At 70.8% G+C, this 16,544-nt stretch carries 12 protein-coding genes; 10 read left to right on the plus strand and 2 right to left on the minus strand.

Annotation, left to right across the window (positions count from 1 at the left end):
- Positions 1-26: 26 nt before the first annotated feature.
- Positions 27-3,242, plus strand: a complete 3,216-nt coding sequence (locus tag ACFVM3_RS23260; protein WP_378441666.1) for an ATP-dependent helicase — start codon at positions 27-29, stop codon at positions 3,240-3,242.
- On the plus strand, positions 3,239-6,487 hold the full coding sequence (locus ACFVM3_RS23265; RefSeq protein ID WP_378441667.1) for an ATP-dependent helicase: 3,249 nt from the start codon (positions 3,239-3,241) through the stop codon (positions 6,485-6,487). Before ACFVM3_RS23260 ends, ACFVM3_RS23265 begins: the two co-directional genes overlap by 4 nt.
- Positions 6,488-6,556: 69 nt before the next feature.
- On the opposite strand, the gene ACFVM3_RS23270 is transcribed toward ACFVM3_RS23265, so the two are convergent.
- Entirely contained in the window at positions 6,557-6,943 is a 387-nt protein-coding gene (locus ACFVM3_RS23270; protein WP_378441669.1) for a hypothetical protein, read from the minus strand.
- Positions 6,944-7,031: 88 nt separating this feature from the next.
- On the opposite strand from ACFVM3_RS23270, the gene ACFVM3_RS23275 reads away from it, so the two are divergent.
- Complete coding sequence (locus ACFVM3_RS23275; protein ID WP_378441670.1) at positions 7,032-8,108, plus strand: potassium channel family protein; 1,077 nt, start codon at positions 7,032-7,034, stop codon at positions 8,106-8,108.
- Between the two features lie 126 nt (positions 8,109-8,234).
- A complete protein-coding gene (locus ACFVM3_RS23280) occupies positions 8,235-8,642 on the plus strand; it encodes a hypothetical protein (protein WP_378441715.1) in 408 nt (135 codons plus the stop codon).
- 452 nt (positions 8,643-9,094) lie between these two features.
- Here the strand turns inward: ACFVM3_RS23280 and ACFVM3_RS23285 are convergent, their stop codons facing one another.
- A complete protein-coding gene (locus tag ACFVM3_RS23285; protein ID WP_378441672.1) occupies positions 9,095-10,180 on the minus strand; it encodes a neutral zinc metallopeptidase in 1,086 nt (361 codons plus the stop codon).
- 213 nt (positions 10,181-10,393) lie between these two features.
- Here ACFVM3_RS23285 and ACFVM3_RS23290 point away from each other — a divergent pair, with 213 nt between their 5' ends.
- The 6 genes from ACFVM3_RS23290 (at position 10,394) to ACFVM3_RS23315 (ending at position 16,419) form a co-directional block, all read left to right on the plus strand.
- Complete coding sequence (locus ACFVM3_RS23290; protein ID WP_378441674.1) at positions 10,394-11,521, plus strand: hypothetical protein; 1,128 nt, start codon at positions 10,394-10,396, stop codon at positions 11,519-11,521.
- Complete coding sequence (locus ACFVM3_RS23295; protein ID WP_378441675.1) at positions 11,515-12,156, plus strand: DUF4129 domain-containing protein; 642 nt, start codon at positions 11,515-11,517, stop codon at positions 12,154-12,156. The genes ACFVM3_RS23290 and ACFVM3_RS23295 overlap by 7 nt, the downstream gene beginning before the upstream one ends.
- Positions 12,153-13,277, plus strand: coding sequence for a DUF4350 domain-containing protein (locus tag ACFVM3_RS23300; RefSeq protein ID WP_378441677.1), 1,125 nt, complete (start codon positions 12,153-12,155; stop codon positions 13,275-13,277). Before ACFVM3_RS23295 ends, ACFVM3_RS23300 begins: the two co-directional genes overlap by 4 nt.
- Entirely contained in the window at positions 13,274-14,254 is a 981-nt protein-coding gene (locus ACFVM3_RS23305; protein ID WP_378441679.1) for an AAA family ATPase, read from the plus strand. Before ACFVM3_RS23300 ends, ACFVM3_RS23305 begins: the two co-directional genes overlap by 4 nt.
- Positions 14,254-15,540, plus strand: coding sequence for a DUF58 domain-containing protein (locus ACFVM3_RS23310; protein ID WP_378441681.1), 1,287 nt, complete (start codon positions 14,254-14,256; stop codon positions 15,538-15,540). The genes ACFVM3_RS23305 and ACFVM3_RS23310 overlap by 1 nt, the downstream gene beginning before the upstream one ends.
- 96 nt (positions 15,541-15,636) lie before the next feature.
- Complete coding sequence (locus ACFVM3_RS23315) at positions 15,637-16,419, plus strand: RICIN domain-containing protein (RefSeq protein ID WP_378441683.1); 783 nt, start codon at positions 15,637-15,639, stop codon at positions 16,417-16,419.
- The last annotated feature ends 125 nt before the right edge of the window (positions 16,420-16,544 follow it).

Consider the following 16,544-nt stretch of genomic DNA (forward strand, 5'->3'; position numbering starts at 1 on the left):
TTGTGTCGGCGGGGCGTGGTTCCATCGTGGGCGTGAACGGGCGGCGAACAGCGGCAGGAACCGACGCGCGGCTGGTCCGCACGCCGGTCACCGGCACGCCGTCCTTCCAGTGGGATTCCGGCGCCCGCCGCCTGCTGGCCGCCCCGGACGGCTTCCGCCGGGTCCTCGGCGGGCCGGGTACGGGCAAGACGGCGTTGCTGGCGTCGGCGGCGTCGCGGCGCATAGCGGAGGGCGCGAACCCGGAGAGCGTGCTCATCCTGACCACCTCCCGCAAGGCGGCCGAGGTCCTGCGCGCCGACATCACCCACCGGCTTACCACCGACCCCGAAGAGGATCCGCTGCCGCGCACGATCCGTGAGCCGCTCGTGCGCACGGTGCACTCGTACGCGTACGCGCTGTTGCGAATGGAGGCGCAGGCCGACGATCTCCCGCCGCCCCGCCTGCTGGCCGGAGCGGAACAGGACGTCGTCGTCCGCGACCTGCTCGCGGGCGACCTCGAAGAGGGCGCGCTCGACTGGCCGGAGCAGCTGCGGCCCGCGCTGGGCGTGCCCGGGTTCGCCGAGGAACTGCGGGACCTCCTGCTCCGCGCCGCCGAACGCGGGCTCGGTCCGGAGGATCTGGTCGAACTCGGCAGGCGCCGCGGTCGCGAGGAGTGGATCGCGGCCGGGCGTTTCTGGAGCCAGTACGAAGAGGTCACGTTGCTGCAGGGCGCGGGCGGCAACGCGCTCGGCGTCGCGAGCGCTCCCGCGCTGGACGCCGCCGAACTGGTCACTTCGGCGCTGCTCGCGCTGGAGGACGATCCCGAACTGCGTGAACGCGAGCAGCGCCGGGTCCGGCACCTTTTCGTCGACGACGCGCAGCATCTCGACCCGTTGCAGACCCAGCTCATCCGGCTCATCGGGCACGCGGCCGACGAGTTCGTCGTCGCGGGCGACCCCGATCAGTCCGTGTTCTCCTTCCGTGGCGCGGATCCCAGCCTGTTCGCCGACGCGGACGAGGACGGCGAGCGCACGGTCCTGCTGACCACGGCCCACCGGCTCGCCCCGGTGATCCGCACGGCCGTCACGAAACTCGGCTCCGTGCTGCCCGGTTCGTCGCCGCAGCGAAAACTCGTCGACGCGCCGGACGCGGAGGGCGGCGCCGTCCGGGTTCGCCTGATGCCGACCCCGGCCGCCGAGGCGAGCTGGATCGCCGATCAGCTCCGCCGCGCGCATCTCGTCGACGGGGTGCCGTGGCCGGAGATGGCGGTGCTCGTCCGCTCGCCCGCCCGTACTTTTCTTGTCCTGCAACGTGCTCTGCGGGCAGCCGGCGTGCCGATCGGTTCCGCCACCGAAGAACTGCCGCTCGCGAAGCAGCCCGCGGTTCGTCCTCTGCTGGCGATGCTGAGGCTCGCGGCGGATCCGGAGCTGCTCGACGTCGACCTAGCCGAGATGCTGTTGTCCTCGCCCTTGGGTGGCGCGGATCCGCTCGCCCTGCGCAGGCTGCGTCGCGGCTTGCGCCGGCTGGAGCTCGCGGGCGGCGGACAGCGGTCGAGCGACGAACTGCTGGTGGAAGCCTTACGTACCAACGATGTCCTCACCGGCCTCGCCGAGGCCGAGGCGCTGCCGATGCGCCGGATCGGCGGCCTGCTTCACGCCGCGCACCAGGCCGTCGTGCGCGGGGACGGCGTCGAGCAAGTGCTGTGGGATCTGTGGCAGGCGAGTGGCCTGGAGGAGCGCCTGCTGCGGATGGTCGACCGTGGCGGTTCGCTCGGCTCCCAGGCGGATCGCGACCTCGACGCGATCGTCGCGCTCTTCGACGCGGCCGGTCGCTATGTCGACAGATTACCGAAGGCGAGTGTCGCCTCGTTCGCGGATTACCTGTCCTCGCAGAACATCGCCGGTGACACGCTGGCTCCCGCCGCGATGAAGAGCGATGGCGTCTCGCTGCTCACGGCGCACGCGTCCGCCGGTCGCGAGTGGACGGTCGTGGCCATCGCCGGTGTCCAGGAAGGCAGCTGGCCCGATCTGCGGCTGCGCGGTTCCGTGCTCGGCGTCGAGCGGCTGGTGGACCTCATGTCCGGTGTCGACGACGAAAAGGTGTCCGCCACCGCGCCGATCCTCGCCGAAGAGCGGCGGCTGTTCTACCTCGCCGCGAGCCGCGCGCGGAAGACGTTGCTGGTCAGCGCGGTCGCGGGGGAGGACGAGCAGCCCTCGCGGTTCATCGACGACCTGGAGGAGAACGGCGCGGACGACGGCGGCCTCGACTCGCGGATGAAGCCGGCGGGACGCTCGCTGGTGCTCGCCGAACTCGTCGGTGAACTGCGCGAGGTCGTCTGCGACGAATCGAGTGAGCCGGAAAGGCGGCAGCGGGCGGCGCGCCAGCTCGCGAAACTGGCCGCCGCCGGGGTGCCGGGCGCGCATCCGGGTACCTGGTACGGCCTGCTAGAACCCTCCACCGGCGAACCCGTGCACGGGCCGGGCGATCTCATCCGGATTTCACCGTCCACTGTGGAGGTTCTGGTCAAATGCCCGCTGCGCTGGCTGATCGAACGACACGGCGGCAGTGACCCGGCGCAACTCGCGGCCGTCACGGGAACCCTGGTGCACGGTCTCGCGCAGGCGGTCGCGGGCGGCAGCAGTGACGAGCAGATCCGCGCCGCCCTCGATGAAGCGTGGGTGCGGGTCGACGCGGGGGCGCCGTGGTTCTCGCGCCGCGAGCGGTCGCGGGTCGAGCAGATGCTGCGGAACTTCATCACCTGGCTGGAATCCAGCCGCAAGGAGCTGATCGAAGCCGGGGTCGAGCAGGACATCGAGGTCGAGCTGCCGGTCGGCGATGACGACGTCCGCGTGCTCCTGCGCGGCCGCGTCGACCGTGTGGAGATGGACAAGGACGGCCGTCCGGTCGTCATCGACATCAAGACCGGCAAGGTCCCGATCTCCGCAGCCGACGCCGAACAGCATCCGCAGCTCGCCGCGTACCAGCTCGCCGTGCTGCTCGGCGCGGTCGAAGGCGGTTCGAAACCCGGTGGCGCGCGGCTGGTCTACGTCGCGAAGTCCAACAACAAGACCGGATCCACCCAGCGTGAGCAGGCGCCGCTGGACGAGGACGGCGGCAAGCAGTGGCTGGAACTGGTGCGTTCGGCGGCCGGTTCCGCCGCGGGCCCGGAGTACGGCGTCACCGAGAACCCGGACTGTGATCGTTGCCCGGCAAGGGGTTGCTGTCCGCTGCGGCCCGAGGGCAGGCAGGTGACCGGCCCGTGATCTCCGAACTCCAGCGCCGCCAGGTCGAACCGGGCGAGATCGCCCGCGCGCTCGGCCTGCACAGCCCGACCGACGAGCAGGCCGAGGTGATCGCCGCGCCGATCGAGCCGTCGCTGGTCGTCGCGGGCGCGGGCGCGGGCAAGACCGAGACGATGGCCGCGCGGGTGGTGTGGCTGGTGGCCAACAGTGTCGTCCCGCCGGAACGCGTGCTCGGCCTGACCTTCACCCGCAAGGCCGCCCGCCAGCTCGGTGAACGCGTCCGCACCCGGTTGCGCCGCCTGGTCGGATCGGGACTGCTCGACAAGATCGACCCGACCGGAGACCTGCGCACTACGGTGACAGCGGGCGAGCCGACGGTGCTGACCTATCACGCCTACGCCGGGCGGCTGCTGTCCGAACACGGACTGCGGCTGCCCGTGCAGCCCGGGGTCCGGCTGCTTTCGGAGACGTCTTCGTGGCAGTTCTCGCATCGCGTCGTGTCCACTTGGGACAATGACCTGGACACCGATCGCGTGCCCGCGACGGTGACGGCGCAGTTGCTGGCGCTGGCCGGGGAACTCGGCGAGCATCTGGTCGAGACCGAACGGCTAGCTGAGTACACGTCGTGGCTGTGCGAGGTCATAGAGAACGCGCCGCGCGCGAAGGGGCAGCGCGCGTCGTTGCCGCAGAAACTGGCCGAAGTCATGGCCGCGCAACGGTTCCGGCTCGCGCTCCTGCCGCTGGTCGAGGCGTACCACGCGAGGAAACGGGCGGAAGGCGCGCTCGACTTCGCCGATCAGATGTCGCTCGCCGCGCAGCTCGCCAGCAGCTACCCGGCGGTGGTCGCGGGGGAGCGCGAGCGCTACGGCGCCGTCCTGCTCGACGAGTACCAGGACACCGGGCACGCTCAGCGGATCCTGCTGCGGTCGCTGTTCGGCGGCGTCGAGCATCCGCCCATGCCGGTGACGGCGGTGGGTGACCCGGCGCAGGCCATCTACGGCTGGCGCGGGGCGAGCGCGGCGAACCTGCCCCGGTTCACCACGGACTTCCCCCGCGACAACGGCGAACGCCTCGTCCCGGCTTGGGATTTCGGGTTGCTGACCAGTTTCCGTAACCCACCGGAGGTGCTCGAACTCGCGAACGCGATCTCGGAACCGTTGCGGGAACGCGGTCTCGGTGTCGCCCGGCTGCGCGCGCTGGAAGGCGCCGGGTCGGCCGACATCGCCGCCGCGCTGCTGCCGGACGTCCGCGCCGAACGCGAGTGGGTCGCCGACGCGGTGGCGAAGCGCTGGTTCGAAACCGTGGAGGAGACCGGAAAACCGCCGACGGCCGCGGTGCTGGTGCGCCGACGGGCCGATATGGCGCCGATCGCGGCGGAAATGCGGGCACGCGGGCTGCCGGTGGAGGTCGTCGGTCTTGGTGGGCTCCTCGACGAACCCGAGGTCGCGGACCTGGTCAGCACATTGCGCGTCCTCGCGGACCCGCTCGCGGGCAGCGCGGCCGCGCGATTGCTGACCGGGGCTCGCTGGCGGATCGCGGCGGCCGACCTCGCGGCGTTGTGGCGCCGCGCGGGCGAATTGTCCTCGCCGGTGCCGCCTTCGGGGAAGTCCGATGTGGACGAGCCGGTGCTGGTGACCGAACGGGTCGAGCAGGCCGGGCTCGCCGACGCCATCGACGATCCCGGGACGCCGGAACGGTATTCGCCCGAGGGTTACCGGCGGATCCGGAAGATCGGCGCCGAGCTTTCGGCGTTGCGGCGACGGCTGGACCAGTCGCTGCCCGAGCTGGTCGCCGATGTGGAACGCACGATGCTGCTCGACGTCGAATCCCTCGCCCGTCCCGGCCCGGCCGGGCGAGCGCATCTGGACGCTTTCGCCGACGTCGTCACGGATTTCGCCGAGACGTCGCCGACGGCCACGCTTTTGTCCTTTGTGGACTACCTGAATACCGCCGCGCACGCGGAGGACGGGCTCACCCCCGGCGAGGTGGAGGTCGTTCCGGATCGGGTCCAGGTGCTGACGGTGCACTCGGCCAAGGGGCTGGAATGGCGCATCGTCGCGATTCCGCACCTGGTCAAGGAAGTCTTCCCTGGCCGGCGGCGTTCGTCATCGTGGCTGCGGACGTCGACCTCGCTGCCGGCCGCGCTGCGTGGTGACTCCGAGGACTTGCCGGTGCTGCGGATTCCCGAAGGCGCCGACCGCAAGGAAGTGCAGGAAGCGCTGGAGCTGCACGAAGAAGGCTTCGTCGCGCGTGAAGCGGACGAGGAGCGGCGGCTCTGTTACGTCGCACTGACCCGCTCCGAGCACACGATGCTGATCTCCGGCCATTGGTGGAACGAGAGCAGCGCGCGGCCGAAGGGGCCGTCGGAGTTCCTGCTCGAAATCGGCGAGGTGATGCGGGCGAACTCGGTCGGCCGGATCGAGCACTGGGCCGAGGAGCCGGAAACCGACGGCGAGAATCCGCTGGTCGCCGACTCCCGCCGGGCGCGCTGGCCGGTCGATCCGCTGTGGCCGCGGCGCGAGGGCGTCACCAACGGTGTCGACCTGGTGCTCGCCGCCATGGAAGACAGTGAGGAAGAGGAAGAAGACGATCCGGACGGCTGGATCTCCGACACCAAGGTGCTGCTGGAGGAGCGCGCGCGGGCGCGGGATCGCGTGCAGCAGGTGGTCCTGCCGCCACATCTCTCGGTGAGTCAGCTGGTCGAGCTGTCGGCGGATCCCGCCGCGCTGGCCAAACGGCTCCGGCGACCGCTTCCTGTGCGCCCCAACACTTACGCGCGCCGGGGGACGGCGTTCCACGGCTGGCTGGAGCAGCGGTTCGGCGGCGAGCAACTGCTGGAGATCCACGACCTGCCGGGTGCGGCGGACGTCGACGAGGCGCCCGATTCCGAGCTGGAGGCGTTGCGGACCGCGTTCGAGAAGAGCGAGTGGGCGCATCGGGTGCCGCACGCCGTCGAGGTGCCGTTCTCGGCGGACGTCGTGGGGGTCACCGTGCGCGGGCGGATGGACGCCGTGTTCGCCGACGCCGACGGCGGCTGGACCGTCGTCGACTGGAAGACCGGCGCCGTGCCGGACAAGGACCGGCTCGAACCGCTGGCCGTGCAGCTGGCGGCGTACCGGCTGGCGTGGGCGGCGCTCAAGAAGGTGCCGGTCGAGAAGGTGCGGGCGGCGTTCCACTACGTGAAACACGACAAGACCGTCCGGCCTGCGGACCTGCTGGACGCCGAAGGCCTGCGGCAACTCCTGCGGAGCGTCCCGACGATCTAGCGTTTAGTCCTCTGAATGCGGTCCTTGCGTGTGCAACTACCGCATTCAGAGGACTAAATGCAGGCGGTGCTAGGCGCGGTCGCGCACCTTCAGGGCCCAGGTCACCAGCGGGATCTGGAGCGGGACGCGGGCCCAGAAGGCCACCCGCCAGTGCTTCGGTGCCTTGCGGCGGTCGGCGTCGACGGCCATCTTCACGTTCCCCGGCAGGACCACGACGAACAGCAGCGCGGCCGCGAGCCCGCCGAGACGTCGCGTCTTCGGGTTGGCGACAGCGGCGGCGACGCCCAGCTCGGCCACCCCGGAGCCGTAGGTCCACGCGCGCGGAGAGCCGGGAAGCTGCTTCGGGATGATGGCGTCGAAAGGCTTCGGCTGGAGGAAGTGCAGCACGCCGGCCGCGCCGAGCAGGCCGGCGAGGAAATACGCGGGCCGCTGAGACGGCTTGGGATCCGAAGACATGCCCTGAGCTTCGCATACCGCGCTCAAGGTGAGGATCTTCGGCTATCCTCCCGACCGTGAGTGACGCGGACCAGGCCGGAGCCTGTGCATGAAGGTTCTCAAGCGCTTCCCGGTCCGGCTGAGCGACCGTCCGGACCACGAGCTCGTCGGCGTGATCCGCATGCCGGAACTGACGGTCAGCCCGCTGCGGTCGATCCTCAAACGGATCATCGGCGCGATGCTCGCCCTGCTCGCGACCGTCCTGATCGTCTACTTCGACCGGGACGGCTACCGCGACGCCAACGGCGACGGCCTCAGCCTTCTCGACAGCCTCTATTACGCGACAGTGTCGCTGTCGACCACGGGGTACGGTGACATCGCGCCCGCGACGTCGTCCGCGCGGCTGGTGAACGTCCTGGTGATCACCCCGCTTCGGGTGCTCTTCCTCATCGTCCTGGTCGGTACCACCCTCGAAGTGCTCACCGAGCGCTCTCGCCAGGCTTTCAAGATCCAAAAGTGGAGGACGAAGGTGCGTGACCACACGGTCGTCGTCGGATTCGGCACGAAGGGCCGGTCCGCGGTCAACGCGCTGCTCGGGGACGAGAACGTCGAACCCGACCACATCGTCGTCGTCGACACCGACCAGCAAGCCCTCGAAGCGGCCACCGCGCTCGGCCTGGTGGTCGTGCACGGTTCGGCCACCCGCGCCGACGTGCTGCGCGTCGCCGGGGTGCAGCGGGCCAAGGCCGTGGTCGTCGCCCCGAACCGGGACGACACCGCGGTGCTGGTCACGCTGACCGCGCGCGAGCTGGCCCCGAAGGCGCACATCGTGGCTTCGGTGCGGGAAACGGAGAACGTCCACCTGCTCAAGCAGTCGGGCGCGAACCAGGTCGTGGTGTCGAGCGAAACCGCAGGGCGCCTGCTCGGCATGGCGACGTCGACGCCGCTGGTGGTCGACATGGTCGAGGACCTGCTCACCCCCGAGTCCGGCCTCGCGATCGCCGAACGCCCGGTGGAGCCGTCCGAAGAGGGTGGTTCACCGCGGCATCTGTCGGACATCGTGCTCGGCGTCGTCCGCGACGGCATCCTGTACCGCGTGGACGCCCCGCAGGCCGACGCGATCGAACCGGGCGACAAGCTGCTGTACATCCGGAAGGTGACCTCCGCGGAGACGATCGAGCGGTAGCGGGGGACCTTTGCTACCACCTCCCGAGGCTCCTGTGTTTTGCCGCCGGGTTCTGGGAGCATGGCGTTCGTGCGCAAGCGATCGGACCCCGCCAGAGGGCTCACCCCGGGGTGGAACTCCCTGGCCGTGGCGGCCGGTGCCGGCCTGCTGGTGATCTTCCTGGCCTGGCTCGCCGGGCCGGGGCTGTTCGGCATCACGAACGAGCCCCAGGGGACGAAGGTGCGGGCGGAGGTCGTCGAGCCCGCGCCCTGCACGGGCGGCGGCGCGACCGAGAAGGTCAAGTTCGAATTCGGCGGCAAGCCGATGGAGGGTTCGCTCAACGGCTGCGGTCACGGCAAGGGCGAGCGCCTCGAGGTCGTCGTCCCCGACGGCGCTTCGGGCGACGCGGTCCCGGTGCACGCGGCCGACGCGACGGCGGGAGCGAGCGACGCGCGGCGGCCGCTCGGGCTGGCGCTGCTGGTGTTCAGCTGCTTCGCCGGCGGGATGTACGTCTTCCTGGTGGTGCGCGGCCCTCGGGTGCCGGTGCCGGCCTGATCCCGCAGTTCGTGAGTGGTAGGGCCAACCGTGCTCCAGGTGTGCGCGGATGGACGACACACGTGACTGGATGGACGACACGCGGCCGCAGCCCTGGTCACGCCCGTGTCGTCCGTCCAATCACGCGTGTCGTCCACTGGATCACGCGTGTCGTCCGGTCCGTCACGTGAAATCGCCGGTGCTGCCCTCGTGAGTGGTAGGTCCGGGTGTCTTCAGGGTCCACTGGGCTTCCGGCTGCGGTTGATTCCGGGACCGGCCGCGGCCGATGTCGCGAAAGCCACTTTCGGGACATCAGACGTCGCGAAAGTGGCTTTCGCGACATGTGCGTCCCGGTGACCAGCCGGGCCGGGCAAGCCGAAATCGCCGACGGCACCGCATCCGTCGGCGAACGGCCACCGGAAGGCGAGCAACGGCGGGAGCCCGGCTGACCAGGGGCCTTCACCCGTGAAGCGTCAGGAAACGGCGCTCGCCGGGGCCGAGAAGGTGTTGCAGTCGGCGATCCGGTTGTTGCTCGCACCCGCCCGCCACCAGGACGCGTAGTGCGCGTTCGTCCCGTGGTCCTGGCTGCGCGAGGTGTTGTCGCCCCGGGTCTCCTGGTCGTTCCATGCCTTGTTGTACATGTCCCGGCTGATCGTGCCGCCCTGGTCGACGTGCGCGCCGAGGAACATCCCGGAGAAGCACTGTGCCTGGAGTTCCTTGCGCCGCGACATCTCCAGCCCGGCGGGGCTGTTCTGGCCCGCGTCGTAGATCTTCTGCCAGGCCGCGTCCATCAACCCGGCGACCTCCTGCACGTGGTGCCCGTACTCGTGCGCGAAAAGGGCGAGGTAGACGCCGGGGTTGTTGCCGTACTGGTCGGTCTGGAGACCGCGGAACGGCACGTAGAGGTTGTTCTCGCAGTAGTACGCCGCCGTCGCGATGCCCACCTGGATCGTGCCGCATTCGGTCTCGAAGCTGGCCCCGGTCGGGAAGTGCAGCGCGGGCGGGGTGAACGGCAGGTCGTAGGCGTCGAGGAACGGGCCCCAGGCGTTGTCGAGGCATTTGCCCGCCGCCGTGAAGAACGCCTCGGCGGCCTGCTGGCTGCTCTGCCACTGCGGCAGCGTGCAGACGCGGTTCCGCAGGCCGGCGTTGGGGTCCTGGAGGATCGGGTGGTCGGCGAGCTTGAGGATCTTCTGCGGCCCGCTCGACGAGGACGGCGCCCTGGACGGCGACGTCGGGAACGGGTTCGTAGAGGACGAGGGCGACGAAGACCCGCTCGGCGGCAGTTCCGCCCGCGACGACGTCGCCGGGAGGGTGCTGTAGCCCGCGTTCGCTACGTGATCGGAGTCGTCACGATTGAGTGAAACGATCGCGACAAGGCCGAGGACCAGGACGGCGACCGCGCCAAGGCAGATCCCGACGATCGCGCCCACGGACCTGCGTGGCGGCGGAGGCGGGAAGTGGTGCGGCGCTCCGTGCCACTGGGCAGGGTGCTGGCCGTGCACCGGCGGTGGCTGGACGGCGCCGCGTGGCGGCCACTGGCCGTGGGGCGGTTGCGTCATCAAGTCGGTCCCGGTTCTAGGGGCGAACCGGGGGTACCCGGCCCGATGTTCAGCATAACGAGCTAACGGTGTCCCCACCCACAGCTCGGCTGCAGAGGGTATCCAGCGTGAGGCGAGCGGTCACCCATCAGTGTCGTCCCCCCAGCTCTGGCTGGGTGTCGGACCCTCTGGAAGAGTGGGCGCAAGCAACGTGAACGGGTAAGGGGCTGTCGCATGACGGAGACCGGCGGACCGTCCGGGCCTGAAGGCACCGAGACGCCGAAGCCGCAGGCGGGGGAACCGGCAGAGTCGCGGGCGGATACACCGACGCCGCCGCGGGGGGAAGTGCCGCCTCCACCGGCGCCGGCGCAGCAGTGGCAGTCCCCGTCCGGGGCGACGCCGCCGCCTGCCCCGCTGCCGTCGTACCAGCCGCCGCAGCAGCAGTACCCGAACTGGAAGGTCGGCCTCGGCAGGCCCGGTGTCATCCCGCTGCGCCCGCTGAACCTGACCGACATCCTCGACGGCGCGGTCACCGCCATGCGGAAGTACTGGCGCATGGTGTTCGGCGCCGCCGCGGTCACCGCCGTGCTCACCGCGGCCATCAACCTGGTCGGGCTGCTGCTGGTCGACACGACCGCCGACCTCGAGCGGATCCGCGATCTCGGCCCGGCGGCCACCGATCAGGAACTGATGAACCAGATGCTCGGCGTCCTCGGCGGGACGCTGGCGTCGTCGTCCATCAGCCTGTTCGCCACCCTGCTCGGAACGACGGTCCTCACCGGATTCCTCACCGTGCTGATGGGCAAGGCCGTGCTGGGCAAGCCGGTCACCTTCAAGGAAGCGCTGCGTGAGGCGACGCCGCGGCTGCTGCCGCTGCTCGGCCTGACCGTGCTCTACACGCTGGCGATCATGGTCGCAGCGATCTTCTGCCTGCTGCCCGCGATCATCCCCTACACCTTCTGGGCGCTGGCCAGCCCGGCGTTCATCCTCGAACGCGGCACGGTGATGGAGGCGTTCCGCCGGTCGGTGAAGCTGGTGTCGGGGATGTTCTGGCGGGTCTTCGGCATCCTGCTGCTGGCCACCGTGATCTCGTCCTTCCTGGCGTCCATCATCACGATCCCGTTCAGCTTCAGTGCCTTCCTGTCGATCTTCGGCGATCTGGACCAGATGTACGTGCCGTCGACCGGTGACCTGATCCTGCAGTCGGTGGGCACGGTGATCGCGCAGACGATCGTCGGCCCGTTCACCGCGCTCGTCACCGTGATCCTCTACATCGATCAGCGGATGCGCCGCGAGGGCATGGACATCGAGCTGGCCCGCGCGGCCGGGATCGCGACGCCGCCCCCGCCGCAGGCATGGTGACGCGTTTCCTCACCGAGGTCCCGGTCGACATCGACCGGGACACCGCCCGGCTGCGCGCCGCCGAGGAGCTCTCGGGCGAGGCCTATCTGGCCGCGAGGCCGAGCTGGCTGTCCGAAGCGTTCAACTGGGTGGTCGAAAAGCTGCTGGGCTTCTTGGAAACGGTCGACAGCGCGGTACCCGGCGGGATCTTCGCCGTACTGCTGCTGATCGTCGTGGTGATCGTGCTGGTCGTGGTGATCCGGCTGAAGTCCGGTCCGCTGGCGACGTCGGCCAAGAGCGGACGAGCCGTGTTCGCCGGGCAGCGCAAGGCGTCCGGCGAACATCGCAAGGCGGCCGACGAGGCCGCGTCGCGGGGCGACTTCGACGACGCCGTCCGCGAGCGGTTCCGTGCCGTGGTGCGGTCCTTGGAGGAGCGGGCGCTGCTGGACGAGAAGTCCGGGCGGACCGCGGACGAGGCCGCCATCGAAGCCGGACGACTGCTGCCCGATGTCGCCGTTCCGTTGCGCGCCGGCGCCCGGTTGTTCGACGACGTCCACTACGGCGGGATCCCCGCCACGGAGGCAGGCTACCGGTCACTGTCCGAATTGGACGAAAGCTGCCGTCGTGCCAGGCCCGTCGCCTTGGCGGCCGGATGACCTCGGTTTCGCCCGACGCCCGCCGGATCTGGCGCGGGGTGCGGCTCCCGCTCGCGGTCGTGCTCCTGCTCGTGCTGACCGGGACGCTGCTCGTGCTCCTCAGGGGCGAGCAGACCACCGGCGCGCTCGAACCGGGTTCGTACGAGCCCGCCGGCAGCCGCGCGCTGGCGACCTTGCTGGAGCGGGAAGGCGTCAAGATCCCGATCGTGCGCACGGCCGCCGAGGCCAAGGGGGTCGCGAGGGGTGCGACGGTCTTGATCACCCGGCCCGAGTACGTGCCCAAGAGCACCTTCACGGAGATCAGGCAGAACGCCGAGCACGTCGTGCTGGTGCAGCCGAGCCCCGGCACGGTCGAAGAAATCCTTCCCGGTGTGCGGGTGACCGGCCAGGCGGAGACCGAGACCCGCGAGCCCGACTGCGAGGCGAAGGATCCCGTCGCGGCGGGGACCGCGACGATGGGCGGCCTGAAGTATTCCGCGACGCAGCCGCGGGCGCAGGAATGTTACGGCGGCTCGTATCTCGAAGTCCCGGGTCCACAAGGGACGGTGACCGTCCTCGGCACGCCCACCCCGTTGACCAACGACCGGCTGGCCGACGAGGGCAACGCGGCGCTGGCGATGCGGCTGCTCGGAAGGCACGAGCGGCTGGTCTGGTACCTGCCGACGGCCGCCGATCCGTCGCTGGAGACCGAGAAGAAGCCGCTGTCCGAGCTGATCCCGGCGGGCTGGTCGTACGCCGCGTTGCAGGCCGGGGTCGCGGTGGTGCTGCTGGCGCTGTGGCGTTCCCGGCGGCTGGGCCCGGTGGTGACCGAGCCGATCCCGGTCGTGGTCCGCGCGGCGGAGGCCACCGAAGGGCGGGCGAGGTTGTATCGCAAGGCGAAAGCCGCCGCACATGCCGGGGAAACCCTGCGGGAGGCGGCCCGCGCGCGGCTCCGGCCGTTGCTGGGGCTCACCCGTGACGCCGAACCGGCCGCGCTCGTGGAGTCCGTCGCCGCGCGGACCGGCCGGGCGCCCGCCGAGATCGGCGCGCTGTTGTACGGGGAACCGCCCGCCGATGACGCCGCGCTGGTGCGGCTGGCGGACGGACTCGATGTCGTGGAACGAGAGGTGGAGCGGTCTTGAGTACCGAACAGTCCGGTTTGGACAGTGCGGCCGAAGCCCGGGCGGCGCTGATCGCGCTGCGTACCGAGGTCGGAAAGGCCGTGGTGGGCAACGACGCGGCCGTCACCGGGCTCATCATCGCGTTGCTGTGCCGGGGGCACGTGCTGCTCGAAGGCGTCCCCGGTGTGGCGAAGACCCTGCTGGTGCGGGCGTTGGCGGCCGCGCTGGACCTGGAGACGACCCGGGTGCAGTTCACGCCGGACCTCATGCCGGGCGACATCACCGGTTCGATCGTGTACGACGCGCACAGCGGCGAGTTCTCGTTCCGCGAGGGCCCGGTGTTCACGAACCTGTTGCTGGCGGACGAGATCAACCGCACCCCGCCGAAAACGCAGTCCTCGCTGCTGGAGGCGATGGAAGAGCGTCAGGTCTCCAGCGACGGCAAGACGCGGCCGCTGCCCGACCCGTTCATCGTCATCGCGACGCAGAACCCCGTCGAATACGAGGGCACGTACCCGCTGCCCGAGGCGCAGCTGGACCGGTTCCTGCTGAAGCTGACCATGCCGATGCCGTCCCGTGAGGACGAATTCGGCATTCTTTCCCGGCACGCGCAGGGTTTCGACCCGCGGGACCTGTCCGCGGCGGGGGTCACCCCGGTCGCCGGGGCCGCCCAGCTCGACGCCGCGCGGCGGGCGGTCGCCGGGGTCACCGTGCGCCCCGAGGTGCTCGCCTACATCGTCGATGTCTGCCGGGCGACGCGGTCGCTGCCGTCGGTGCGGCTCGGCGTCTCGCCGCGTGGCGCGACCGCGTTGCTCGCCGCGACCCGGGCGTGGGCGTGGCTCGCGGGCCGTGACTACGCCACCCCGGACGACGTCAAAGCCTTGGCCCGCCCGGCTTTGCGGCACCGTCTCGACCTGCGGCCCGAGGCCGAACTCGAAGGCGCGACCGCCGACGGCGTGCTGGACCGGGTCCTCGCGTCCGTGCCCGTTCCGCGCTGATGGCCGTCACGGGGCGGCTCGGGCTGCTGGCGCTCCTCGCGGCGCCGGTGGTCGGTTTCCTGCTGCCCTCCTGGGCTGGGATCGGGCTGGCCGCCGCGGTGCTGTTCCTGTTGGTGGCGCTGGATCTCCTGCTCGCCGGGAGCGTGCGGCGGTTGGAATTCGCGCGCTCCGGCGCGACGTCCGTGCGGTTGGGGGAGGCGTGCGAGGTCACGCTCACCGTGGCCAATCCCGGCGGCCGTCCCGTGCGCGCGTGGCTACGGGACGCCTGGCCGCCCAGCGCCGGCGCGGACGACCGGCACCGGCTGACGTTGCCCCCTGGCGAACGCCGCGTCGTGACCACGCGGCTCCTGCCGACCCGGCGCGGCGACCGGATCGCGGCGAGGGTGACCGTCCGGTCGACCGGACCGCTGGGGCTCGCCGCGCGGCAGGGTTCGCACGACGTGCCGTGGACCGTGCGGGTGCTGCCGCCGTTCCACAGCCGCAAGCATCTGCCCTCGCGGCTCGCGCGGCTGCAGCAGCTCGACGGCCGCAACGCGGTGCTGATCCGGGGCCAGGGCACGGAATTCGACTCCCTGCGCGAATACGTGATCGGCGACGACGTCCGGTCGATCGACTGGCGGGCTTCGGCGCGCGCGTCCGACGTCATGGTGCGGACCTGGCGTCCCGAACGCGACCGGCACGTGGTGCTGGTGCTCGACACCGGCCGCGTTTCCGCGGGGCGGGTCGGGGACGCGCCCCGGCTCGACGCGGCGATGGACGCGGCACTGCTGCTGGCCGTGCTCGCCGCTCGGGCAGGTGACCGCGTCGACCTCCTCGCCTACGACCGGCAGGTCCACGCGGCGGTCCAGGGATCGACGGAGTTGTTGCCCGCCTTGGTGAACGCGATGGCACCGCTCGAATCGTCGCTGGTCGAGACCGACGCGCGGGGAATGGTCGCGGAGGTGCTGCGGCGGACCCGGCGGCGCGCGCTGGTCGTCCTGCTGACCGGACTGGACGCGGCACCGCTGGAAGAAGGCCTGTTCCCGGTGCTGTCCAAGCTGACCTCGCGGCACCAGCTGATGATCGCTTCGGTGGCGGACCCCCGGGTCGCCGAGATGGCGGCGGGCCGCGGCGACGCGGAAGCCGTCTACGACGCGGCCGCGGCCGAGCGGGTGCTGGCCGAACGACGTCAGGTCACCGCGCGGCTGGCGCGGCACGGAGTCGAGGTCGTCGACGCCGTGCCCGAGGATCTGCCGCCGCGGCTGGCGGACCGGTATCTCGCGTTGAAGGCGGCCGGACGGCTTTGAGGCCGGGCTGACCCGATGGAGTGGTGCCGGTTGGCGACGGGTGTCCCGGGCGGTTAGCTCGGAGGGAGATCCGGACCGACCCGATGGAGGCCAGGTTTGCGCAGGTTCGTGCTGTTCTTCGCGGTGGTCTCGGTGATGTTGTCCGCGGTGCCCGCTTCCGCTCAGCCCGCGGGAACGCCGGTCTACCTCGCCGACGGGGGAGGGACCATCTCCTTGGCCGCGGCCGATGGCAAGCTCGCTCTCGCCGACGCGAAGGACGCCAACGCGCAGTGGGTGTACGACAAGGCCGCGCTTTCGTACAAGCATGTCGCGAGTGGACAGTGCCTGGCGGCGATCAGCCCGGTCGACGGGGTCGGCGTCAAACTCGTGGCGTGCGACGGCAAGGACCGTCACCAGCAATGGCGCCGCAACGCCGGGCTGCCCGGGTTGGTGGTGCTGGCGAACGTGGCGACGGCCCGTTGCCTGACGGCGGAGTCGCCGGTGGTCGGGGCCCGGCTGTACCAGGAGGTGTGTTCGCTGTCCGGACTCTCCAACACCTGGGCGGCCGGGGTGCGGACGCTCGCGATCCTGTCGGGGAACGGGCAGCGGCTGTCGACGAAGACGCCCGGTCAGCCGTTCGTGGTACGCGTGGTCGGGGAGAACGGTCAGCCCGCGGACGACGTGCCGGTGAACTTCTTCGTGCGCGCGGCACGGCCGAAGAACGTGCTGGTCTTCGAAGGCGGTGCCGAGACGGCGACCGCGAAGACCGGGGCCGACGGTTCGGCGGCGAGCCCGAAGATCGTGTTGACCGAACCCGGCGAGTTCGAGATCCGGTTCGCGGGCAGCGCGAGCCTGGAGGATGGGAACAGCATCACCTTCGAGGGCAGCTGCACCTGCTAAGCAAGTGGTAGCAAAGGTCCCTTGCTTTCTTTCCGCAGGTCAGGGCCTCGGCGGGGTTGCCGGGGACGTCGCGAAAGCCACTTTCGGGACGTCAGACGTCGCCAAAGTGGCTTACGCGACACGGG

This window comes from Amycolatopsis sp. NPDC057786 (assembly GCF_042797905.1).
Lineage (GTDB): Bacteria > Actinomycetota > Actinomycetes > Mycobacteriales > Pseudonocardiaceae > Amycolatopsis.

Excerpts from the sequence above, each read along its gene's own strand:
- ACFVM3_RS23270 (WP_378441669.1), bottom strand. The coding sequence starts at position 6,943 with ATGTCTTCGGATCCCAAGCCGTCTCAGCGGCCCGCGTATTTCCTCGCC.
- ACFVM3_RS23275 (WP_378441670.1), top strand. The coding sequence starts at position 7,032 with ATGAAGGTTCTCAAGCGCTTCCCGGTCCGGCTGAGCGACCGTCCGGAC.
- ACFVM3_RS23285 (WP_378441672.1), bottom strand. The coding sequence starts at position 10,180 with ATGACGCAACCGCCCCACGGCCAGTGGCCGCCACGCGGCGCCGTCCAG.
- ACFVM3_RS23290 (WP_378441674.1), top strand. The coding sequence starts at position 10,394 with ATGACGGAGACCGGCGGACCGTCCGGGCCTGAAGGCACCGAGACGCCG.
- ACFVM3_RS23295 (WP_378441675.1), top strand. The coding sequence starts at position 11,515 with ATGGTGACGCGTTTCCTCACCGAGGTCCCGGTCGACATCGACCGGGAC.
- ACFVM3_RS23300 (WP_378441677.1), top strand. The coding sequence starts at position 12,153 with ATGACCTCGGTTTCGCCCGACGCCCGCCGGATCTGGCGCGGGGTGCGG.
- ACFVM3_RS23310 (WP_378441681.1), top strand. The coding sequence starts at position 14,254 with ATGGCCGTCACGGGGCGGCTCGGGCTGCTGGCGCTCCTCGCGGCGCCG.